24 protein-coding genes are annotated in these 21,880 nt (G+C 68.6%); 10 read left to right on the top strand and 14 right to left on the bottom strand.

The features are described from left to right. Positions 1-9: 9 nt before the first annotated feature. Together ACIQTX_RS00785 and ACIQTX_RS00780 are read right to left on the bottom strand one after the other, a co-directional pair. A complete protein-coding gene (locus ACIQTX_RS00785; protein WP_105527090.1) occupies positions 10-465 on the bottom strand; it encodes a hypothetical protein in 456 nt (151 codons plus the stop codon). Then, positions 462-1,142: an RNA polymerase sigma factor gene (locus tag ACIQTX_RS00780; protein ID WP_402967620.1), complete on the bottom strand. Its 681-nt coding sequence runs from the start codon at positions 1,140-1,142 to the stop codon at positions 462-464. Before ACIQTX_RS00780 ends, ACIQTX_RS00785 begins: the two co-directional genes overlap by 4 nt. A 70-nt stretch (positions 1,143-1,212) precedes the next feature. On the opposite strand from ACIQTX_RS00780, the gene ACIQTX_RS00775 reads away from it, so the two are divergent. Then, complete coding sequence (locus ACIQTX_RS00775) at positions 1,213-1,431, top strand: SCO4848 family membrane protein (RefSeq protein ID WP_105527089.1); 219 nt, start codon at positions 1,213-1,215, stop codon at positions 1,429-1,431. 31 nt (positions 1,432-1,462) lie between these two features. On the opposite strand, the gene ACIQTX_RS00770 is transcribed toward ACIQTX_RS00775, so the two are convergent. Continuing rightward, complete coding sequence (locus ACIQTX_RS00770) at positions 1,463-2,752, bottom strand: MFS transporter (protein WP_402967617.1); 1,290 nt, start codon at positions 2,750-2,752, stop codon at positions 1,463-1,465. 74 nt (positions 2,753-2,826) lie between these two features. Here ACIQTX_RS00770 and ACIQTX_RS00765 point away from each other — a divergent pair, with 74 nt between their 5' ends. Then, the gene (locus ACIQTX_RS00765) at positions 2,827-3,417 is read left to right on the top strand and encodes a helix-turn-helix domain-containing protein (protein WP_402967614.1); all 591 of its coding nucleotides are present in this window, start codon (positions 2,827-2,829) and stop codon (positions 3,415-3,417) included. A 37-nt stretch (positions 3,418-3,454) separates the two neighbouring features. Here ACIQTX_RS00765 and ACIQTX_RS00760 read toward each other — a convergent pair whose 3' ends face one another. From ACIQTX_RS00760 to ACIQTX_RS00730, 7 genes are all read right to left on the bottom strand, one after another. After that, positions 3,455-4,564, bottom strand: a complete 1,110-nt coding sequence (locus tag ACIQTX_RS00760) for an aromatic acid exporter family protein (protein WP_402967611.1) — start codon at positions 4,562-4,564, stop codon at positions 3,455-3,457. 154 nt (positions 4,565-4,718) lie between these two features. After that, positions 4,719-5,405 carry a hypothetical protein gene (locus ACIQTX_RS00755; protein ID WP_402967608.1) on the bottom strand — a complete coding sequence of 229 codons (687 nt, stop codon included), beginning with the start codon at positions 5,403-5,405 and terminating at the stop codon, positions 4,719-4,721. Then, on the bottom strand, positions 5,405-6,322 hold the full coding sequence (locus ACIQTX_RS00750) for an ABC transporter ATP-binding protein (protein ID WP_402967605.1): 918 nt from the start codon (positions 6,320-6,322) through the stop codon (positions 5,405-5,407). Before ACIQTX_RS00750 ends, ACIQTX_RS00755 begins: the two co-directional genes overlap by 1 nt. Next, positions 6,319-6,708, bottom strand: coding sequence for a GntR family transcriptional regulator (locus tag ACIQTX_RS00745; protein WP_105668665.1), 390 nt, complete (start codon positions 6,706-6,708; stop codon positions 6,319-6,321). The genes ACIQTX_RS00750 and ACIQTX_RS00745 overlap by 4 nt, the downstream gene beginning before the upstream one ends. A gap of 92 nt (positions 6,709-6,800) precedes the next feature. Continuing rightward, positions 6,801-7,331 carry a GbsR/MarR family transcriptional regulator gene (locus ACIQTX_RS00740; RefSeq protein ID WP_402967602.1) on the bottom strand — a complete coding sequence of 177 codons (531 nt, stop codon included), beginning with the start codon at positions 7,329-7,331 and terminating at the stop codon, positions 6,801-6,803. Between the two features lie 8 nt (positions 7,332-7,339). Then, positions 7,340-8,962, bottom strand: a complete 1,623-nt coding sequence (locus tag ACIQTX_RS00735; protein WP_402967599.1) for an ABC transporter permease — start codon at positions 8,960-8,962, stop codon at positions 7,340-7,342. Next, positions 8,962-9,954: an ATP-binding cassette domain-containing protein gene (locus tag ACIQTX_RS00730; RefSeq protein WP_402967596.1), complete on the bottom strand. Its 993-nt coding sequence runs from the start codon at positions 9,952-9,954 to the stop codon at positions 8,962-8,964. The genes ACIQTX_RS00735 and ACIQTX_RS00730 overlap by 1 nt, the downstream gene beginning before the upstream one ends. Before the next feature lie 90 nt (positions 9,955-10,044). On the opposite strand from ACIQTX_RS00730, the gene ACIQTX_RS00725 reads away from it, so the two are divergent. The 4 genes from ACIQTX_RS00725 (at position 10,045) to ACIQTX_RS00710 (ending at position 14,775) form a co-directional block, all read left to right on the top strand. Beyond that, positions 10,045-11,160: a class I SAM-dependent methyltransferase gene (locus tag ACIQTX_RS00725; protein ID WP_402967593.1), complete on the top strand. Its 1,116-nt coding sequence runs from the start codon at positions 10,045-10,047 to the stop codon at positions 11,158-11,160. 352 nt (positions 11,161-11,512) lie between these two features. After that, a complete protein-coding gene (locus tag ACIQTX_RS00720) occupies positions 11,513-12,814 on the top strand; it encodes a glycine betaine/L-proline ABC transporter ATP-binding protein (protein ID WP_036273588.1) in 1,302 nt (433 codons plus the stop codon). Beyond that, positions 12,814-13,815, top strand: a complete 1,002-nt coding sequence (locus ACIQTX_RS00715; protein WP_028501342.1) for a proline/glycine betaine ABC transporter permease — start codon at positions 12,814-12,816, stop codon at positions 13,813-13,815. The genes ACIQTX_RS00720 and ACIQTX_RS00715 overlap by 1 nt, the downstream gene beginning before the upstream one ends. Positions 13,816-13,866: 51 nt before the next feature. Then, positions 13,867-14,775 carry a glycine betaine ABC transporter substrate-binding protein gene (locus ACIQTX_RS00710; protein WP_402967588.1) on the top strand — a complete coding sequence of 303 codons (909 nt, stop codon included), beginning with the start codon at positions 13,867-13,869 and terminating at the stop codon, positions 14,773-14,775. A gap of 123 nt (positions 14,776-14,898) precedes the next feature. On the opposite strand, the gene ACIQTX_RS00705 is transcribed toward ACIQTX_RS00710, so the two are convergent. Beyond that, positions 14,899-16,176, bottom strand: a complete 1,278-nt coding sequence (locus ACIQTX_RS00705) for a sensor histidine kinase (protein WP_402967585.1) — start codon at positions 16,174-16,176, stop codon at positions 14,899-14,901. A 5-nt stretch (positions 16,177-16,181) separates the two neighbouring features. Next, positions 16,182-16,847, bottom strand: a complete 666-nt coding sequence (locus ACIQTX_RS00700) for a response regulator transcription factor (protein ID WP_402967582.1) — start codon at positions 16,845-16,847, stop codon at positions 16,182-16,184. 136 nt (positions 16,848-16,983) lie between these two features. Between ACIQTX_RS00700 and ACIQTX_RS00695 the strand changes: the two genes are divergently transcribed. From ACIQTX_RS00695 to ACIQTX_RS00680, 4 genes are read left to right on the top strand one after another with little or no spacing between them, the layout of a single operon-like run. Next, positions 16,984-17,751, top strand: a complete 768-nt coding sequence (locus tag ACIQTX_RS00695; protein ID WP_402967579.1) for a hypothetical protein — start codon at positions 16,984-16,986, stop codon at positions 17,749-17,751. Then, complete coding sequence (locus ACIQTX_RS00690) at positions 17,748-18,803, top strand: efflux RND transporter periplasmic adaptor subunit (RefSeq protein WP_105527073.1); 1,056 nt, start codon at positions 17,748-17,750, stop codon at positions 18,801-18,803. The genes ACIQTX_RS00695 and ACIQTX_RS00690 overlap by 4 nt, the downstream gene beginning before the upstream one ends. Next, positions 18,800-19,510, top strand: a complete 711-nt coding sequence (locus ACIQTX_RS00685) for an ABC transporter ATP-binding protein (protein ID WP_105527072.1) — start codon at positions 18,800-18,802, stop codon at positions 19,508-19,510. The genes ACIQTX_RS00690 and ACIQTX_RS00685 overlap by 4 nt, the downstream gene beginning before the upstream one ends. Further along, positions 19,507-20,715, top strand: a complete 1,209-nt coding sequence (locus ACIQTX_RS00680) for an ABC transporter permease (RefSeq protein ID WP_105527071.1) — start codon at positions 19,507-19,509, stop codon at positions 20,713-20,715. Before ACIQTX_RS00685 ends, ACIQTX_RS00680 begins: the two co-directional genes overlap by 4 nt. A gap of 104 nt (positions 20,716-20,819) precedes the next feature. On the opposite strand, the gene ACIQTX_RS00675 is transcribed toward ACIQTX_RS00680, so the two are convergent. Next, entirely contained in the window at positions 20,820-21,227 is a 408-nt protein-coding gene (locus ACIQTX_RS00675; protein WP_402967574.1) for a rhodanese-like domain-containing protein, read from the bottom strand. Continuing rightward, a complete protein-coding gene (locus tag ACIQTX_RS00670; RefSeq protein WP_258131257.1) occupies positions 21,224-21,856 on the bottom strand; it encodes a bifunctional 4-hydroxy-2-oxoglutarate aldolase/2-dehydro-3-deoxy-phosphogluconate aldolase in 633 nt (210 codons plus the stop codon). Before ACIQTX_RS00670 ends, ACIQTX_RS00675 begins: the two co-directional genes overlap by 4 nt. Positions 21,857-21,880: the final 24 nt, after the last annotated feature.

Here is a 21,880-nt window from a genome sequence, read left to right as displayed (position 1 = left end):
CGCCCGCGGTCACAGCTCGAACTGCGGGGTCGAGAGCGTGCGCGTCTCGTCCCCGATCACGGTCGTCAGGCGCACGCGCGTGAGACCGGGCGGTACCTCGTCGAACACGAAGCGTCCGGTCGCCTCCGGTGAGGTCGACCTGGTCTTCTCGCCCTGGGTCAGGACGATCTCGGCGGCAGCCGTGTCGACCCAGCCGTCGACGCGACGGCGGCCGGAGGCGGTGGTCGTCACGTGCAGCAGGATGCTGGTGGAGCCGTCGCTGAACTGCAGGGTGAGCGCATCCGCCTCGCCTCGCACCGCACCGAGCTGTCCTTCGACCAGGGTGAGCAGCGCGTATTCGCGGTTCAGGCCATCCGCGGCGACCGCGGCGACCATGCGGTCGATCAGACCCGCAGGCATCGGGTCGACCTCGCCCCAGAGCGTGCGGAGCCGGGCGAACATCTGGGCATCCTCGTGCTCGGTCATGCGAATCCCCCTGCCTGCGCTGTCGGTGGTGCGTCCAGGAGTGCGCGCAGTTTGGCGAGGCACCGGTTCCGTGTCGGACCGATGCTCCCGATGGGCATCGCCAGATCGGCGGCGATGCGCGCATAGTCGGGGCGATCCTCGAAGGCGATCACCCGGAGGAGCCTCTGGCAGCGCTCGTTGAGGCGGCGCACGGCCGTCCACAGGCGCCGGTTCTCGTCGCCGATCGTGGCGTGCTCCTCAGCGGAGGCCTGTTCGGGGAGCAGCGTGTCGAGGTCGTCGGCCTCGGTCGTGTCGACCTTGCCGTGCGCCTTCGCGACCTTCCAGGCCTCGCGGCGGGCGGTCGTCGTGAGCCAGGCCGAGACGGCCTTCGGGTCGCTGATCGAGCCGTGACCGCGCACGAGCTGCAGCCAGGTGGTCTGCACCACGTCTTCGGCGAGGGTGCGTTCGAGTCCGTACGCGCGCACGACATGCCAGAGCACGGGTGTCATCAGTCGTACGAGCTCGTCCATCGCGCGGCTGTCGCTCTCGCGCCATGCATCGAACAGGTCCGCGGCACGCTCCCAGCGTGCACGGCCGTCGTCCGAGGCAGGATCGTGAGCGGTGCCGGGTGCACCGTCGATCATGAAGCCCATTGTGATCACACCTACCAGGAGCACGGCAAGAGCTTTCTGATACATGTCTGCATCCAAGAATTCCGTGCGCTCGTCGGCGGTCGGCGCCCATAGGCGACGCCGATAGCGTTGAGGGGTGATCCCCCTCGCTGTCGTGCTCTTCCTCAACGCCGCCTTCAACGCCCTGGTCTGGCCGCAGTTCTACAAGCGTGTCGCCAAGGATCCGCGAGCGCGCGACCAGAACGGCAAGGCCACGGCGTTCCTCAAGGTGCATGCCGTGCTGATCGCGACCGCGCTCGTGCTCGCCCTGGTCTCACTCCTCGCGGGTATCGCGGCGCTGACCGGCGCACTCTAGGGCTCTCGTCGGGGCTCGCTGCGGTGCGGCATCAGGCCGTCTCGTACTGCTTCGCGTGCGCGGCCCAGCCCGACTCGACGGGCAGTGCGCGCAGCGCCCTGTTGCTCACGGCGAGGACGACGGAGATCAGGCAGAGCCCGGCGCAGATCAGGATGGTCCACTCCCGCCCGATCCAGGCGAGGCCGAAGCCGGCGATGAGCGGTGCGAGAGGCATCGCGCCCATGCCGAGCACGCCGGCGGCGCTGTTGGCGCGGCCGAGCAGGTGGCTCGGGGTGGCGACCATGAAGTAGCCCATCATTCCGGCGTTGAGCGCGGGCACCAGCAGGACCGCGGCGCCGAGCGCCACCGCGATGGCCCACGGCTCGGTGACCATCGAGAGCACGATCGCCCCGGCTGAGACGACCGACAGTCCGGCGATCGTCAGGACGCCGGCCTTGATGCGCGGAACGAGCAGCGGAGCGCAGACCGCGCCCACGAGCATCACGGCCCCGATCGACGCGCTCAGCGTGCCGATCAGCAGCTCGGAGTATCCGTCCTGCTGGAGGGCGTAGATGACGGTCGTGATCGTCGCATTGAAGCCGAGATTGATGACCGTCGTGATGAGCAGCACTCCGCCGAGGTCGGGCCGGGAGAGCAGCCAGCCGAAGCCTTCGCGCATCTCCGCCCACGCGTTGGGCTTCGCCGTCGCGGGGGTGGGAGCGTCGACGTCGACGTCGACCGTGCCCGCGCGACGCGCCTGACGCCCCAGCATCCATGCGGTCAGTGCCGCGACGGCGTGGCAGAGCGTCATGACCACGCCGACGAGCCATCCGCCCACTCCCAGCAGCAGGCCGCCGAGCGGACCGCCGGCGAGTTGGAGCGCCGCATCCCTCCCCTGGTTGGCCGCCTGGGCGCGACCCATCGCATCGTCGGGCACGATCTCCTTGATCGCGCTCTCGCCCGCGACGTCGAAGAGTCCGCTGCGTGCGGCGAGGAGGATGTCGATCACGAGCAGCGACCCGAACGTCATCGCGTCGCCGAGTGCGAGCAGGGTGAAGCCGCCCGCGAGCACGATGCCGATGAGCGAGCCGAGCAGCATCAGTGCGATGCGGCGATGGCGGTCGGCCAGCACGCCGCCGGCGAGGGTCATGAGCAGTCGCGCGACCATCCCGGCACCGCCGATGATGCCGGCCTGGGCGGGATCGTTCGTCACGATCAGGGCGAGCAGTGGGATGGCGAAGCCGAACAGGGAGGCCGCGAGCCCCTTGCTCGTGTCGCTCACCAGCCAGGTGATGTACCGGGTGTTGTGCCACAGACGATGGGGCTCGGTGACGATGGTCATGCGTCGAGAGTAGATGCGCAAGAACTATTGCGCAAGTCTTATTGCGCAATTTCAGGTGCGGGTAGGATCGACGCATGACGGAGGACGGCGCGAAGCGCACGAGCGAGGATCCGGTATGGATGACCTCGGCCATGCTCAAGGCCTATTCGCATCCGCTGCGGCGCCAGATGATCCGGCTGTTCTCGCGGCGGGAGTTCCTTCGCGCAGCCGACATCGCGACCGAGCTCGGCGTCCCCGCCAACAGCGCCAGCTTCCACCTGCGCGCGCTCGCCGAAGCCGGACTCATCGAAGAGGCGCCCGACAAGGCCCGCGACCGGCGCGATCGCGTGTGGACCGGGCACAAGGGTGCCCTCAACGTCGGCGGCCCGGAGAGCCCGGTCGCCGATGAGGCCCTCGGCACCGCCGTGATCGCCGCGCTCGTCGAAGACCACCAGGATCTGATCCGCCGCGTGCTCGCCTGGACGCCGGAGTATGTCGCCGGTCGCACGGCCGAGGTGCACGCCGCCTTCACCCAGCGCACGATCAAGCTCACCGAGCCCGAGTTCGACGACGTGATGGTGAAGATCAACGACATCCTGAGCGCCGCCGACGATGCGCACGACAGCGCAGACCCCGCCGGTCGCTACTGGCAGCTCGACCTGATCGCCGCCGACGACACCATCTGACGCGGGTAGTGCTCGATCGGGCTAGTCCTCGGTCGGGCTAGTCCTCGGTCGGGGAGGACGCACCGCTCAGGATCAGGATGCGCCGCAGATGCATGGCGGTGAGCACGCCGGGGCCCATCGATCGACGGACATCGATGGTGCGGTCGTCGACGGCCTCGAGAAGCAGTCGGATCGCGCGGGCCGCCTCGCCGCGGGCGCGGTGATCCTCACTGGAGGAGGCATCGCCCCGCGCGATCACGTCGGCGACGGCGTGACAGGCGGCGGAAAGCGGCTCGGGGAGTGCGGGGTCGAGCGCGAGACCGGCCGGTCGGTCCCAGATGGTGTCTGCGATCGCGTCGGAGATGTCGCGGATGAGGTGGGCGATCCGGTCGAGGGCTGCGAGCTCGTCATGACTCTGCTGAATCCGTGAGCGATGCCCCTTGGCGCGGGGGTTGCCGCGTCGGCTCTCGTCCGCCTCGGCCAGGGCCGCTCGGAGCTCGGTCGCGGTTTCGGCCAGGGATGCCGCATCGTCTGCCCACTGCTCATGCTCGGGCGGCCACGACTCCGAGACCGCTGAGCCGATGTCGTGCAGGTGCGCGGCCAGCTGCTCGCGGAACTCCGCGACCCGACCTGCTGCCGCCACGGTGAGCGGAGCGGGGGCGATCACCAGGTTGACCAGGAGGCCGACGACCACGCCGACCGCCGTCTGCGTCAGATAGCCGAGTGAGTAGTCGTCGGCGTTCTGCCCGCCGATGATCAGCACGAACAGGGCGGCCATCGGGATGTACTCGCGCCCGGCACCGAACCACCCGGTGCCGGACACCAGCACACCGACGCCGACGACCAGGGGGATGCTCCACCAGGTCGGGCCGACCGTCAGCACGACGATCGTGGCGAGACCGATTCCCGTGGCGAGGCCGAGCAACGTCTGCAGGCTCGACTTCGCCGACCCCATCAGCGTCGGATACATGCTCAGCAGTGCACCGAGGGGTGCGTAGTACGGGTACTCGTCGGTGACGCCGGGCATGTGCGGGGCGATCATCCATGCCAGTCCTACCGCGAGCGTCGTCTTCGCGACGAGGAGGAGGCGTGCGGGTCGGACGGCATCGTGGAGCGCGCGTTCGACGCCGGCTCGTCGTACGCGCAGTCGCGTGCGGGTCTGCGTCACGGCATCCTCTCTGTCGGGCAGGTGGTTCCGCGAGCGTATGCGGTCGGTGCGCGGTGAGGGAGTGGGTTGCGCCCTCGCCGGGGTACCGGTAACGCGCACACGCGACGACGCCGGCCACCCAGGAGGGTGACCGGCGTCGGTGAGAAGGCACGTTCTACGGAATGGCCCTGCGGAACGCGAGGAACGAGATGCCCGTGAGCACCGCGGTGATGAGGAGCCCCCAGAGCGCCAGGCCGAGGGCGCCGAGGCCCATGATTCCCGTCCACACGTTTCCCCACAGCCCGAACTGCGTCGCGAGGAACGCGAGCCCGAGGAGCACCAGCGACAGGGCGACGCTCACGACCGTGAGCACGGTCGGTCCCCAGCTCTTGTAGATCGTGGCGCCGGTGAAGCCGACCACGAAGAAGAACAGCGCGAGACTGACGTAGACGACGAAGGCGCCGAGCGGGCCGGCCTCCCACAACCACGGGAGGTAGAACACGTAGCCGTTCACGCCGTAGCCGTTCGTGGCCAATTCGATGCCGCCGCCGATCAGGAACAGCACGCCCATGAACGTGCTACCGATGATCGCAGTGAGCAGCGTGCCGAGGAAGAACTCCCGGCGGGTGATGCTCATCGCCTGCGAGAACGGGAAGGTGAGTGTCATCGCCGACATGCCGATGGCGAAGAAGTACCAGAGCGGTGCCTGTCCGCCTCCGCCGTACTTGGGACCGTCGGTCGGGATCATCGCGTAGATCAGCACCGAGAGCAGGGTCGCTGAGCCCAGGATGATCAGCGGCACCCAGACGAAGGTCTGCCGATTGATGAGCTGCAGGCGGATGACGTTGAGTGTGCGTCCCATCAACGCACCTCCTCTTTCGTGGCCGCGTCTTTCACGGCGATCTGAGCTTCCGCCTTCTGGGTGAGTCGCACGATCAGCTGCTGCAGCGAGACCGGGGCGAGATCGAGACCGGATGCCGTGACCTCCGCGCGCTCGGCGGCGGACAGTGCGCCGAGCACAGTGACGGATGCCACACGGCCGAGCGACTCGCGGTGCAGCACCTCGCGGGCGCCGACCCAGGCGTCGACCTTGTCGGCGTCGCCCACCACGGTCACAGCGCGGTCGCGCATGGCATCCGTGTCTTCGTTGAGCAGGATCTGCCCGTTGTCGATCACGATGACCTTCTCGATGAGGTTCGAGACCTCGTCGATCAGGTGCGACGACAGGATGACGGTGCGCGGGTGCTCGGCGTAGTCCTCGACCAGACGGTCGTAGAAGATCTGCCTCGCGACCGCGTCGAGGCCGAGGTACGGTTCGTCGAAGAACGTGATCTCGGCGCGCGATGCGAGTCCGATGATCACACCGACTGCCGAGAGCTGGCCGCGCGAGAGCTTCTTGATGGTCTGCTTCATCGGCAGTTGGAACTCGGCGATGAGCTCTTCGGCGAGGGCCTGATCCCAGTGCGGGAAGAACAGGCTCGCGGCCTTGAAGGCGTGCTTGGGGTAGGCGTCGTCCGGGTACTTCTGACTCTCGCGGACGAAGCAGATCCGGCTGAGAACGTGCGCGTTCTCGTACGGGTGCTCGCCGAACACCTTCACGGTGCCGGACGACTCGAAGTTCTGGGCCGTGAGGATCGACATGAGCGTCGTCTTCCCGGCTCCGTTGCGGCCGAGGAGGCCGTAGATCGCGCCTCCTTCGATGGAGAGCGACACGTTGTCGAGCGCTCGCTTCTCCTTGTAGCGCTTGCTGAGGTTCTGCACCTCGATGACGGCGGTCATGCGGGGGTCTTCCCTTCTGCGTCGGTGGTCTGGGCGGAGCGCTGCCGGAGCAGGTCTGCGAGGTCTTCGGCGCCGAGCCCGAGAGTTCGGGCCTCGGTCAGGAGCGGGTCGATGTAGCGGTCGGCGAACGCGGCACGGCGCTCGACGAGGAGCACTTCCCTGGCGCCGTCGGCGACGAACATGCCGATGCCTCGGCGCTTGTAGAGCACTCCCTTGTCGGTGAGCATGGCGACTCCCTTCGCTGCGGTGGCGGGGTTGATCCGATAGAACGCGGCGAGCTCATTCGTGGAAGGCGCCTGAGACTCCTCGGCGAGTGAGCCGTCTACGATCGAGTCCTCGATCTGTTCGGCGATCTGGAGGAAGAGCGGCTTGCCTTCTTCGATCACGAGTCCTCCGCTTGGTTAGTGGGTTACTTACTCGACTAAGTAACCATAGAACGCAGGCTGGTGTCAAGAGGCTCCGGCCTACGTGCGGAGAGTCAGCTCTCGCGACGGTGCTCGCGCCAGTCGTCGACGATCTGCAGCATGCGCACGGAGAGGAACCGGAAGAACTCGGCGAGCTCGACGGCCCGGTCGTGGGCGCCCTGGTCGTCGTCGTGCTCGGCGGCGATGTCGTCGATGTACTCCGAGAGGCGGGAGTAGACGGGCATGTTCCCGACGATCGAGTTGTAGAACGGGTCGTGCACGAACTCGTAGCGGTCGCGCCGGTCGCCGGGACGCGAGCGGCGCTGGATGAAGTGCAGTTGCTGCAGGTAGCGCACCGCACCGGATACGGCGGCCGCCGAGACGCCCAGGCGATCTCCGAGCTGGGCGGCCGTGTATCCGCCCTCGGGAGCGGCGATCAGTGCCATCATCACGCGGGCGGGCATGCGTGGCATCCCGGCGGCAGCCATCATGGCCGCGGCCTGCTCGGCGGGTTCCATCCCGCGGTGGGGGTCGTCATTCTGAATCGACGCCGCGGGCTGAATCGATGCCGCGGGGTCGAGGTTCTCGGTGCTGTCGTCGCGCATCCTGCCTCCTAGGCTCCGGGGGCGAGCTCGCGGCGTCGCATCAGGGTCAGGGCTCCGGCGCCACCCGCGGCCAGGGCCAGCACGAGCCACCAGAGGCCGCGCACATCGATGCCGCTGCCGTCGACTGCGGGTGTCACCGCGAACGGTGAGAGGTTCGCACTCCATTCGGGCAGTCCGAACAGCGGACCGAACATCCCGAGCAGGGCTGCGAGCAGCACGAGGCTCCACGCCACGGCGGTCGTCGCGCGGGGGATCAGCACGAACACCAGCGCGGTGAGCACGGCGAAGATCGAGGCCGCGACCGCCTGCCCGAGTCCTGCCACCGCCACGATGCGATAGAGCGAATCGTCGCCGCCGTTCGACCAGACGCCGACCCATCCGGCGAGTAAGGCGGCGGCGACCACGATCACCACGCCGACCACGCCGACGATCACGTAGTCGGCGAGCCAGCGCACGCGCCCGACCGGGGTGGCGAGCACGGCCTCGGCGGTGCCGCGGGCCTCTTCCTGTCGTGCGCGCACGACGGTCTGCACGGCGCAGCACGCGGCGAGGATGCCGAGGAGCGTGAAGAACACCGTCACCACGACCTCGTCGAGTCCGCCGGTCGCCCCTCCGATCTTCTTCAGGATCTCGGTGACCGCCGGGTTCTCGCCCGCGATCTGATCGACCAGTCCGCTCAGAGTCGTGGCGAGGATGCCGGTGATCGCGCCGCCGACGGCCCAGCCGATGATCGAACCGGAGGTGAGGCGCCACACGAGCGCGTGCGGCGAGGCGAGTGCGGGCCGTGCCGATACGCGTCCTGGGTGCTCCCCAACGAAACTGGCGTCGATGTCGCGCACGGACTGCAGGGCGACGGATGCGACCGCGAGCACGAGTCCGAAGGCCAGCCCGAGCAGCATCGGCCAGACGAGGTCGGAGTCGTAGGGGCGCGTCTGCTCGGCCCAGCCGAAGGGCGAGAACCAGGCCGGCCACGCGCTCGTCATGCTGGTCAGGTCGTCACTCGGGGTTCCTGCCGCGTTGCCGATGCCGCGGATCAGGAACGTCGCGACGAGCACCCAGACCGTCAGGGAGTTCGCTCCGCGCGAGGTGCGCATCAGCTGAGCGGCGAGCAGCCCGATGCCGAGGAACGCGATGCCGCAGGTGCCGGCAGCAGCTCCGGTGAGGAGCGAGCCCGCTGTCGGGAGCCCGGTGGCGATCAGTGCCAGAGCGGTGAGTGCGGCCAGCACGACGTTCGCGAGGACGCCGTGCGCGATGGTCGCGATGGTCGGCAGGCGGCGTCCGGCCGGGGTCGCCCAGACGAGTTCGGCACGCCCCGCCTCCTCATCGCCGCGGGTGTGTCGCACCGCGAGGAAGGTGCTCATGAGCGCGGCCAGCAGCGCCAACCACGGCAGCACCTCGAAGGCCAGGAAGGCCCCCTCGGATGTGCCCGACGGCAGGCCGCGGAACATCAGGATCACCGGGTTCGCGAGAGCGGCGGCCAGGATGTTCTGCCGGTCGGCGAGCGTCGCGTACGACTGACTGACACCGGCGTATCCCGCGAACGCCATGAGCGCCGTGCCCACGATCCACAGTGTCAGCTGCAGCCAGTCGCGCCGCAGCCGCTGCCGGAGCAGCATGCCGAAGGCGGTCATCACGCACGACCCTTCTGTGCGCGGCGCTCGCGGCGGCTGCCGGGCGCAGCATCGTCCGTCCCGCCGTCTTCCGCAGCTTCGAGTGTCGCGAGATCGTCGCCGTAGTGGCGCAGGAACAGCTCTTCGAGAGAGGGCGGCGCGACGCGCAGATCGCTGATGCCGAGCGTGGCGAGAGCCGGCAGCACGGCGGCGGTGCGGTCGCTGTCGACGGCGAGACGGATGCGGTCGCCCTGCTGCACCGGGTCGTGCACATCGGGGATGCGCGCGACCTGATCGAGGGTCGCCCCGGAGGGAGTGAACGACACGTCGCTGCGAGTGAGGTGCCGCAGCTCCGTCAGCGTGCCGGTCTCGACCACGCGGCCGGCGCGGATGATCGACACCCGGTCGCACAGCTGCTCGACCTCGCTCATGATGTGGCTCGACAGCAGCACGGTCGCACCGTTCGCATGGGCGCGGGCGACCTCGCGCTGGAAGATGACCGCCATCAGGGGATCGAGTCCGCTGGTGGGCTCGTCGAGGATGTAGAGGTCGGCCGGCACCGCGAACGCCGCGATCAGTGCGACCTTCTGCCGGTTGCCCTTCGAGTACGCGCGGCCCTTCTTGCGCGGATCGAACTGGAACGCATCCATCAAGCGCTTCTTCTCGTGCTGGTAGGCGGCATCCTTCGTCTGTGCGCCACGCAGGCGGGCGAGCAGGTCGATGGCCTCACCACCGGACAGGTTCGGCCAGACGCTGACGTCGCCCGGCACGTACGCGATGCGTCGGTGCAGGTCGACGGCTCGGTTCCAGGGGTCTTCACCGAACACGGTCGCCTCGCCCCCGGTGCGTCGTGCGAGGCCGAGGAGGATGCGGATCGTGGTCGACTTGCCCGCGCCGTTCGGCCCGAGGAAGCCGTGCACCTGCCCCTGCTCGACGGTCAGGTCGAGGCCGTCGAGCGCGTGTACGTGGCCGTAATGCTTGGTGAGGTTCTGGGTGGCGATGACGGTGGTCATGCGCGGGAGCGTACGCCCGATTCACAAAGTTGTGAATCGGGCGAAAATAACGCATGCGAAATCCTTACGGCCCCCGCGTACAGTGGGCTGGTGCCGGAGTTCCCCTACAGCCGCCTGCGCCGCTGGCCCGATGTCGAGGCAGAGAATCTCCAGGCCCATGACGCGACCGATCTGCTGCTCGTCGAACGGGCGCTCGCACTCGAGGTTCCCGGCGCCGAGACGGTCGTGATCGGCGACGAATACGGCGCGATCACCCTGGCTCTGGCGGATGCCGGGCTCCGCGGCATCCGTGTTCATCAGGACCTCACGACCGGCCGCCGCGCCCTCCGCCGCAACGCCGAGGAGCTCGGGCTCACGGGCTTCACCGCGCACGAGCTCGACGCCGCGTTGCTCACCGGTGCGCGGCTCGTGCTGATGCAGCTGCCCAAGTCGCTCGCTGAGCTGGAAGAGATCGCGGATGCCGTCGCCAGATGGGCTGCCCCCGACGCGGTGCTCATCGCCGGGGGTCGTGTGAAGCACATGACCCTCACCCAGAACGAGGTGCTGGGGCGCAGCTTCGCGCACGTGCAAGCCCAGCGCGCCGAGCGGAAGTCTCGCCTGATCGTGGCATCCGAGCCGCTCGCCGTGCCCGAGAATCCGCCGTTCCCCGTGGCTGCGCAGCACGGCCGGCTGACTCTGGTCGCGCACGGCGGTGCCTTCGCGGGCGCCCGCCTCGACATCGGTACGCGGGCGTTGCTGGAGGCGCTCGACGCTCAGCCCACGGGTTCGGCAGTCGAGGTGCTCGACCTCGGGTGCGGCACCGGGGCGCTCGCGGTGTCGTTCGCGCTCGCCCACTCCGAGGCGCGGGTCACCGCGACCGATCGCTCGGCCGCAGCCGTGGCATCCGCACAGGCGGCGGCCGCGGCGAACGGGGTCGCCGACCGTGTCACGGTCACGCATGACGACGCGGCCTCCGAGCTCCCCGACGCGTCGTTCGACGTGGTGCTGTTGAACCCGCCGTTCCACCTCGGCGCGAGCGTGCACACGGGAGCTGCGACCCGCCTGTTCGAGGCCGCCGCGCGCGTGCTCCGACCGGGGGGAGAGCTCTTCACGGTGTACAACTCCTCGCTCGGATATCGTGCCGAACTGACCCGTCTGATCGGCGCGACCGAGCAGCTCCGGCGCACCCCGAAGTTCACTGTGACCCGCAGCGTCCGAGGCTCCTGAGACGGCGTTCCTCGCCGTTGCGGTCGTCCGTTATGGGATTGTTGAATACCCGTGCAATCCCCCGGTCAGCCAACGAAACTCGCGCCTCTCGCGAACCCGGGATTTGCCCCTGATCGGCCATTTCGTTACGTTGGAACGTGGGCCTGACGGCCCGAAGACCAGTCCGCGACCACGTCCTTCTTTCGATGAGCTGTGCTGCGAAGAGGCGTGGACGTACGGTCGATACTCTCTGCGGTGGATCCGAAATCCACCGCCTGCGCCGCCACAGCAGTCATGTCGAACGGCCTCGTGAGGATCACCCGGGCGTAACCGAAGCAGGCTCAGCCACCCGAAGGCGAGCCGCGGGGGAAACGTGTCCGAAATCGCTCTCGAAGCGCGCAATCTGTACAAGGTATTCGGTAAGAATCCGAACACCGCCGTCCGTCGATTGAAAGCCGGTGAGAGCCGCGCCGCCGTGACCGATGCCGGCACCGCAGCGGTCATCGACGCCAGCTTCACCGTCAACCGCGGTGAGATCTTCGTCATCATGGGGCTGTCCGGATCGGGCAAGTCCACCATCATCCGCATGCTCAACGGCCTGCATGACGTGACCGACGGCACCGTCACGGTGAACGGCGACCCGATCACCGGCATCCCATCATCGAAGCTCCGCGAGATCCGTCGCGACCGCATCTCGATGGTCTTCCAGCACTTCGCACTGCTGCCGCACCGCTCGGTCGCCGCGAACGTCGCCTACCCGCTCGAACTCAAGGGCATGCCCAAGGCCGAGCGCCTGGCCAAGGCCGAGGAGATCCTGTTGCTGGTCGGGCTCGAGGGTCAGGGCGAGAAGCTCCCCTCCGAACTCTCCGGCGGAATGCAGCAGCGCGTGGGCATCGCCCGTGCGCTCGCCGCTGACAGCGACATCCTGCTGATGGACGAGGCGTTCAGCGCGCTCGACCCCCTCATCCGCCGTGAGATGCAGGAGCAGCTGCTCGAACTGCAGCAGAAGCTCCAGAAGACGATCGTGTTCATCACGCACGACCTGAACGAGGCCATGTTCCTCGGCGACCGGATCGCCGTGATGCGCGACGGCCGCATCGTGCAGATCGGCACGCCGGAAGACATCCTGATGGACCCGGCGAACGACTACGTCGAGCAGTTCGTGCAGGACGTCGACCGTGCTCGCGTGCTCACCGCCGCGAACGTGATGGAGCGCCCGCGCCCCGTCGTGCCGCACACCGCCGGCCCCCGCACCGCGCTGCGTCAGATGCGCGACTCGTACATGTCGGCGACCTACGTCGTCGGGCGTGACCGGCAGCTCATGGGCGTCGTGACCGACCGCGATGCGGTCAAGCTCGTGCGCAACGGCGCGACCACCCTCGACTCGATCATCAAGCCCGTGCTGCAGAGCGTGCATGAGGACGAGGTTCTGATGAACCTGTTCGTCCCCGCCGTCGAGTCGCCGGTGCCGCTGGCCGTGACGGATGCCGAAGGGCGCCTCGTCGGTGTGATCCCGCGTGTGACGCTGCTCGCCGCCCTCGGCCCCGGCCCCGGCGCGACGGAGGAGATCACCCTGCCGTTGATGCCGATGCCGCAAGCCGAGATCGACGCCGTGCTCGACGACGGGTGGACCGCCGACCCGGCCGATGCCCCGACCACCGAGGAGGTGCGCTGATGGACGGTTTCCGCATTCCCATCGGAACCTGGATCGAATCAGTCGTCGACTGGATCAAGGACAACCTCGACGGCCTGCTCGATGTGATCTCGTTCGTCATGAGCTTCCTCGTCGACGGGCTCACGAGCATCCTGCTCGCCCCGAGCTTCGTGGTCATCATCGTGATCGCCGCGCTCATCGCGTGGGTGGTGCGCTCGTGGCAGCTCGCGATCGGCACCATCGTGTCGTTCGGGCTGATCGTCGGGATGGACCTCTGGGTTCCTGCGATGCAGACCCTCGCGCTCGTGCTCGTCGCTGCCATCATCGCGGTGCTGATCGCCGTGCCGCTGGGCATCTGGTCGGCACGGAACTCGACCGTGCGCGCGGTGCTCAAGCCCGTGCTCGACTTCATGCAGACCATGCCGGCGTTCGTCTACCTGATCCCGGCGATCGTGTTCTTCGGCATCGGCGTGGTGCCGGGCCTGGTCGCGACCGTGATCTTCGCGCTGCCTCCTGGTGTGCGACTGACCGAGCTCGGCATCCGTGGCGTCGACTCCGAGACGGTCGAGGCAGGACAGGCGTTCGGCGCCAAGCCCGGGCAGATCCTGCGCGGCATCCAGTTGCCCCTCGCGATGCCGACCATCATGGCCGGCGTCAACCAGGTCATCATGCTCGCCCTGTCGATGGCGGTCATCGCCGGAATGGCGGGCGCGGACGGCCTCGGGAAGATGGTCGTCGAGGCGATCTCGACGATCAACATCCCCAAGGGTGTCGAGGCCGGTCTCGGCGTCGTGCTGATCGCCGTCTTCCTCGACCGCGTCACGGCAGCTCTCGGCGCACCCGGCGAGAACCGCTCGTCGCTGCTCGGCATGATCGCGCGGCGCCGCAAACCGCACGCCGGTGGTGGCGGAGCAGCATCCGCCCCGGCCCCCGAGGTCATCGAGCAGCAGGATGCCGCGAACGAGGCAGAGCGCGTCAAGGCGTCGCCGCGTCGGGCACCCATCGGCGGCGGAGTGCACTGAGTTTCACCCCTACGGAACAACACACATACGGAACTGAGAGAGAGAAATCACATGAAGAAGAAGATCCTTGCAATCACAGCAGTGGGCATCGCCGCCTCGCTCACCCTCGCGGGATGCAGCGGCGACGGTGCCGGCGGCACGGGCGGCGGCGACGGCAACGCCGACGACAAGGGCACGATCACCCTGGGCTTCCTGCCCTCGTGGACCGACGGCCTGAGCACCGCGTACCTGCTGCAGGACCAGCTCGAGAAGATCGGCTACACGGTCGAGATGAAGACGCTCACCGAGGCCGGTCCCCTCTACACCGGGCTCGCGCAGGGCGATGTCGACATGTACCCGTCGGCCTGGCCCGAGCTCACCCACGCCGAGTACATGAAGAAGTACGGCGATGACATCGAGGACCTGGGCAAGTACTACGAGAACGCCAAGCTCACCCTCGCGGTGCCGGAGTACTCCGAGCTCAACTCGATCGAGGACCTCGTGGGCAAGGGTGCCGAGTTCGACGGCAAGATCTACGGCATCGAGCCGGGTGCAGGGCTCACCGCCCAGACCCAGAAGATGATGCCCGAGTACGGACTCGACAGCGAGTACGAGCTCGTCACCTCGTCGACCGCGGCCATGCTCACCGAGCTGAAGACCGCGACCGACAAGCAGGAGGACATCGTCGTCACGCTGTGGCGTCCGTTCTGGGCCAACGACGCCTTCCCCGTGAAGGACCTCGAAGACCCCAAGGGCGCGATGGGCGAGGCCGAGGGACTGCACTTCCTGGGGACCAAGGGCTTCGCCGAGGAGTTCCCCGAGGCCGCTGAGCTGATCGAGAAGATCAAGCTCGACGACGAGCAGTACGGTGCACTCGAAGACCTCGTGGTCAACGAGTACGGCGAGGGCAAGGAAGCGGAAGCCGTCGACGCGTGGCTGAAGGAGTACGGCGACCAGTTCGACTGGACCGTCACCAGCTGACCCGACGCACCGCAAACACCTCTCTGAGGTTCGCTCCGGTCGCACTTGCTGCCGCTCCTCGGTCCGCCGGGGCGGCAGGAAGTGCGACCGGAGCTTCTGCGTTCGGGGCTGGAGCTCTGGGGGTCAGAGCGGCAGGACGATCGCGGCGATCAGGCCGCCACCCTTGCGAGCCCGCAGCCGCACCTCGCCGCCGTGGGTCTTCGCGATGCTCTGCACGATCGCGAGCCCGAGACCCGTGCCGTCAGGGCCGGTGGATGTGCGACTCGCGTCACCGCGGTAGAACGGTTCGGTGAGCAGTTCCACGGTGGCCGGGGCGATCGTGGCCCCGGTGTTCTCGACCTCGATGATGGCGCGTCCGCGCTCACGTCGGCACCGTACCCAGAGCTCGCCGCCCGGTGCGTTGTGGCGGATGCCGTTCTCGAGCAGGTTGCGCACGGCCCTGGCCAGCAGCACCGTGTCGCCCTCGACCGTGAGCTCGCGGAGATTCGTGTGCACCGCGATCTCCTGGGCGTCGAGCTCTTCGACCTGATCCTCGATGAGCTCGCTGAGCTCGACCGGTTCGACCTCGTCCAACCCGGTGCGGGCGCGGGCGAGGGCGAGCAGCGCCGTGATGAGGCGCTCGCTCTGTTCGGTGGCCCGCAGCGCGCGCTGCATGTTGGCCTGCAGGTCCACGGGCACCGCACCCTGTTCGAGGGGGATCTCCAGGGCCGTGCGGGTGGTCGTCAGCGGGGTGCGCAGTTCGTGTGAGGCGTTCGCCACGAAGCGGTCCTGCGCGGTGAAAGCCGACTGCAGCCGGTCGAGCATCCCGTCGATCGTGTCGCCCAGCTCCTTGATCTCATCGTCGGGGCCGGGCAGGTCGAGACGGCGTCCGAGGTCGCGTTCCGAGATGTCGCGCGCCGCGGCCGTGACCTCTCCGATGCGGTCGAGGGATCGCCGGGCGAGCCAGAACGCGATCGCGGCGGCGACCCCGGTGAAGGCCACGAGCACCACGATCGACCACAGCAGCAGACCGCTGCCCACCTCGTCTGCGAGGAACGTCGACTGCTGCAGCACCGCTCCCTCGACGGCGTCGATCGCCACAGTCTGCATGGGCGTGGCCACCTGGAAGTCGGCCGCATCGGCGGTTTCGGCGAAGTACGCGCATCCCGTGCTGGTGGCACCGTAGAGCAGGCCGCTGCTGCCTTCGAGTGGAGAGATCCCGTCGGCACCGGTCCCGTTCGTGGCGGACGTCCCCTGCGAGAGCTGCGTCACCGACAGCGACGGCACGCAGGTCGCTGCGGTCGTGTTGATGGCCGAGGCGAACAGCGACTGCACCACCAGGTACTGCACCGTGAGCAGTGCTGCACCCGCGGCGATGAACACTCCGGCGATGATGATCACCAGCCGGGTGCGAAAACTCATGCGTCTCATGGCGCCCCCACTCGATAGCCGTGTCCTGCTGCGGACTGGATGACCGTGGGTGCCCCGAGTTTGCGGCGCAGTGTGTGCACCACGATCTTGACCACGCCGCGGGTGCGTTCGAGAGGCTCATCCCACACCTCGTCGAGCAGGTCGTCGGCGCTGACGTAGCCGCCCTCCGCGGCGAGCAGTGTCTCGAGCACGCCGAACTCCTTGAGCGTGAGCCGGATCGGCGTGCCGTCCCGTTCCACGATGCGCCGCACGATGTCGATGCGCACACCCGCGTGTTCCAGGACCGCATTCGCCCGGGTGGACTGCCCGCGGCGGCCGAGGGCGCGCAGGCGCGCGAGCAGCTCGACATATGCGAACGGCTTGGCGAGATAGTCGTCGGCGCCGAGATCGAGGCCCTCGACGCGATCGTTGAGGGTGCCGGCCGCCGTGAGCATCAGGATGCGTGCCGGATACTCCTGCGCGATCAGGGTGCGGCACACGGCGTCGCCGCTGAGCACGGGCAGGTCGCGATCGAGCACGATCACGTCGACATCGTTCGACGCGGCCGCGGTCAGAGCGCTCGCGCCGTCGCGGGCGACATCCACGAGGTATCCCTCGCGGCGCAGACCGTCGGCGAGCGTGTCGGCCAGGTCGGCCTCGTCTTCCACCAGCAGCAGTCGCATGGCACCTCCCGTCTCCGAGGGTGCGCGCTGCGCGGTTAGTTTCCGGTTAGGCGCCGTCATACCCACAGCAAACCACCGCATCCGTAGAACTGACTGCACGTCGTGGATGAGCTGCGACCGCGAGAAAGGGAAAGTCATGTTCGACTCGAAAGCACGCCGTTCACTGGTGGTGATGCCCGCTGTCTTCGCGCTCTTCGCGCTCTCCGCCTGCAGTGCACCCTCGGGCGACGACAAGGCCAAGGACGGCGCGAACGATGCGGCCGCTGCCCGGTTCGTGACCTGTCTGACCGGTGAGGGCCAGACGGCGAAGATCCTCGAAGGCGGCCAGGTCGGTCTGCTGATGCCCGAGGTGGCCAGTGGCGAAGGAGGGATGGGCACGCTGAGCGACAGCTCGGCCTCGCTCAGCGCCGGCGAAGGCGAGGAGATGCCGATGACGATGTTCTTCTCGGATGAGGACGGCTCGTGGCTCGCCTCGACCGCGGCATCCGGCTACCCGGAGGAAGGCGGCCAGCGCGCGGCCTGGGAGACGTGTGAGGAGAAGGTTCCTGAATTCACGCAGCCGGAGCCCGACATCTCGATGAAGGAGGGGGCGCAGACGCAGATGATCTCGCCCGAGGAGATCATCGAGTCGGGACTCGCGTTCGCCTCGTGCGCCAGGGACAACGGCTTCGCGGACTTCGCCGACCCCGACGCCGACGGCATGCTCACACTGCCCAAGGGCATCACCGAAGACGAGGCCCGCACGCTGTTCGAGGCCTGTGCCGACACCGCGGGCGACATGCCTCCGATGTTCTCGCCGGAGAGTGTCGAATCCGTCGACTTCGACTTCTTCGCCCTGGTCGGAGAGTTCTTCGAGGGCGCATTCAGCGCGGCCACCGTGATGCCGTCCGGAGGCGACGAATGAGCCGCCGACTGACCAAGGTGCTGCTGCCGGTCGGGGTTCTGCTCATCGCCGCGGCGGTGGCGCTGGCGGTGCTGCAGCCGTGGAGCTCGGTCGCCGAGTCTCCCGACGACAGCAAGAAGCCGGTGACGGCAAAGGCCGAGCTCACCACCCTGACCTCCGACCTGCGCCTGAACGGCAATCTGAGCTACGGGGCATCCATCGCTCTGCCCGGGCGTGGGGGAACGATCACGCGCCTGCCGACCGCAGGAGATGTGATCGGCGTGGGGCAGGTGCTCTACGAGGTCGACGGGAAGCCGGTGATCGCCATGCGCGGTGATCGGCCGTTCTGGCGCGACCTCGGGCTCGGCGTCGAGAACGGCCCCGACGTCCGACAGCTGGAACAGGCGCTCGCCGACCTCGGCTTCGGCAAGAACATGACCGTGGACGACGAGTTCACCGCGGTCACCGAGGCCAACGTCAAGGCCTGGCAGAAGTCGCTCGGGGTGACGAAGGACGGCGTCGTGAAGCTGGGCGACGTTGTCGCGATCACCGCGGCGTCGGTGCGGGTCGAGTCGGTCAAGGCGCAGCTGGGCGACCCGGCCGGCACGAGTCCGCTGACCTACACGAGCACCACCCTGCGCGTGGTCGCCAAGCTCACCGATGCGCAGGCGCGGGAGATCCTGCCCGCGACCCGGGTGACGGTCATCCTTCCCGACGGCACAGAGGTGCCGGCGACGGTGACCGCCGTCGACCCCGGCGGTCAGCCGACCGAGAAGGAGGGCGAGACCACTCCTGCGACCGCGAACGTCGAGTTCGACGATCCGGCTGTCGCGGAGGGTATCGGATTGCGTGCGGTCAAGGTCGTGTTCGCCACCTCGGAGGTGAAGGACGCGCTGGTCGTGCCGGTGACCGCCCTCGTGGCGACGACCGACGGCGGCTACGCGGTCGATGTGCTCCGCAAGGGCGGCAAGATCGAACGCGTGGCGGTGGAGGTCGGACTGATCGCCGACACCAAGGTGCAGGTCACGGGCGGCGACCTCGCTGCGGGCGATGCCGTGGTGGTGGCGCAATGACGCCGGACACCGTGGTCGAGCTCGTCGACGTCGTCAAGGAGTACCCGGGCAGCCCGCCGCTTCGTGTGCTGCACGGCATGAGCCTCGCGATCGAGAGCGGCGAACTGGTGGCCGTGGTCGGAGCATCCGGATCGGGCAAGAGCACGATGCTCTCGATCATGGGCACCCTCGACGACCCCACCAGCGGCACCGTGCTGATCGACGGGACGGATGCCGCAGCCCTCGCCGAACGCGAGCGGGCGGTTCTGCGCGCTCGCCGCATCGGGTTCGTGTTCCAGCAGTTCTTCCTGCTGCCGGCTCTCAGCGCGGTCGACAACGTCGCACTCGGGCTCCTCTATTCGGGGGTCTCGGCGGCGGAGCGCTCGGTGCGGGCGGCCGCGGCCCTGGAACGTGTCGGACTCGGCGCCCGCATGAAGCACCGCCCCGGTCAGCTCTCCGGCGGCGAGCAGCAGCGGGTGGCGATCGCCCGCGCGATCGTCGGGAATCCGTCGGTGCTGTTCGCCGATGAGCCGACCGGGGCACTCGACTCGACCACGGGCGAGCGCATCCTCGAACTGCTCACATCGATCGCCGACTCCGGCACCGCGGTCGTGATCATCACGCACGATCCGCACATCGCGGAGCGCACGCAGCGGCAGGTCAGCATCCACGACGGACGCATCGTGAGTGACACGGGCTCGTTGGAGAAGGAAGAGGTCGCGGCATGAGGCGCAGAGGCGAGCGGATGCCGCGGCTCAGTGTCGCGGACAGCATCCGCACGGCACTCATCGGCCCGCGCAGCCGCAAGATGCGCACGGCCCTGTCGGCGCTCGGTGTCGCGGTCGGCATCGCAGCGCTCACCGCGATCACCGGCATCGCCGCATCGAATCAGGCGGAGCTGTTGGCCAAGCTCGACGCGCTCGGGGCGAACATGATCGTCGTCGAGCCGGGTTACGGGCCGGACAACAAGCCGGTCGCGCTGCCCGAGACGGCTGCGGGCATGATCGAGCGGGTGAAGGGGGTCGAGCAGGTCGGGGTGCTGGAGAAGGTTCCGGACGAGACCGGGGTGTACCGCAACGACCTCATGCCAAAGAGCCAGGGCAACGGATTGACCGCCTACGCGGCGAGCCCGGACTTCCTGGCATCGGTCGAGGGGTCGGTCGCGAAGGGCTCATGGTTCGACGAGACCGACCGCTCGCTGCCGGTGACCGTGCTCGGGTCGGCGGCGGCCGCGCGGATGGGCATCACGGAACCGGGGGTGCGGGTCTGGATCGGCGAGCAGTGGTACACCGTGATCGGCATCCTCGATTCGGCGGGACTCGCCGAGTCCATCGACGCGAGTGCGTTCCTCGGCGACCACTGGGCGGCCGAGCATGTGTCGGCGAAGGGCGATGACACGATCGCCTCGATCTACGTGCGCATGACCGACGGTGGCACGGGCGAGAAGGTCCGTGATGCGATCGCCCGTGCGGCGAATCCGTCTTCCCCGTATGTGCAGGTGACCGGACTCGGCGACCTCGCCGGGGCGCGGGACACTGCGGATGACTCGCTGTCCGGCCTCGCGGTCGGACTCGCGGCGATCGCTCTGCTGGTCGGAGGGATCGGCATCGCGAACACCATGGTGGTGGCGGTGCTGGAGCGGCGCGGCGAGATCGGACTCCGAAGAGCGCTCGGTGCGCGTTCGGGTCAGATCGCGGGTCAGTTCGTGGCGGAGGCGATCGTGCTCGGCGGCCTGGGGGGCCTGGCCGGGCTGCTGCTCGGTGCGGCGGGGGTGTACGTCTATGCCGGCATCCAGGATCAGGCGGCGACGATACCCCTCGTGGTGCTCGTCGGGGGCCCGGTCGTGGCGCTCGTGGTCGGCGTGATCGCGGGGCTGTATCCGGCGATCAGCGCCGCGCGGCTGTCGCCTACGGCGGCGTTGCGCACGGTCTGAGCGCGCGGCGGGAGGAGATCTCGCGTTCGGGAGGAGATCTCGAGCTCGAGGCTCCTCCCGACGCGGAGAACTCCGCCCCACGCCTGGCCACCCGCGCGGCAGTCTCAGGTCTCGGCGGTCACCAGAGGGTCGGGCTGCTGGCGGGAGACGACCCCGGCCGACTCGACCTCGAACCCGTTGCGGACCCAGTATTCGTACCCGCCGAGCAGCTCGCGTACATCGAGGCCGGCGGCGAGCAGCACGCGCGCGGACGACGTCGCGCCGTTGCACCCCGGACCCCAGCCGTAGACGATGAGCGTGCGGTCGCGGGGGAGCGACTCGAGTCCGGATGCGACCTCGGTCTTGGGCAGATGCAGTGCACCGGCGATGTGGCCGTGCTGCCAGGACTCCAGGCGCCGCGTGTCGACCAGCACCGCCTCGCTCGCTGCCACGGCATCGTGCGCGGCGACCGCGTCGATCTCGTAGTCCAGGCGCGCGTCGACGTACGCGAGCCGCGCACCGAGACGGCTCATGGCCGAGGTGCGCCGAGAATCGCGGCGAGCTGCGGCAGCTGAGCGGGGTCCTCGAGTGCCGAGCCGACGGCGACCACGTGGGCGCCGGCGTCGAGGTATTCGCCCGCATTGGCCGCGTTCATGCCGCCCGTCGTCACGAATCGTGCCTGGGGGAAGGGACCGTTCATCGCCGTGAGCCACTGCGGACCGAGCACCGAGGCGGGGAAGGCCTTGAGCCAGGTGAGTCCTGCCGTCAGGGCGGACTGCACCTCGCTCGCCGTGGCGACGCCGGGGAGGCTGAGCAGCCCGGCCTCGTGCGAGGCGCGCACGACGTCGAGGTCGAGACCGGGGCTGACCGTGAACGAGGCGCCGGCGGAGACCGCCTGGGCGACATGCTCGACCGACACGACGGTGCCGGCGCCGACGACCTTGCCGCGCTCGCGTCCGGCGGCGGCGACCACGCGCAGCGCCTCGACGTCGGCCGCGGTCTGGATGGGGAGTTCGACGACGTCGATCCCGAGGTCCCACGCGGTGGTCGACACCGCGAGACTCCGCTCCGCCCCCATGCCGCGCAGGATCGCCATCAGGCGCGTGCCGCCGAAGAGCTCTTCGAAGCCGGAGTTGTCCATCGTGATCCCTGTTCCCGTCATCGTGTTCCCGTCATCGTGTTCCCG

The organism is Microbacterium sp. NPDC090281 (assembly GCF_044769635.1).
Taxonomy (GTDB): Bacteria; Actinomycetota; Actinomycetes; order Actinomycetales; family Microbacteriaceae; genus Microbacterium.
The sequence above is the reverse complement of the archived record's forward strand: the minus strand, read 5'-3'. Positions and strand labels throughout refer to the sequence as shown.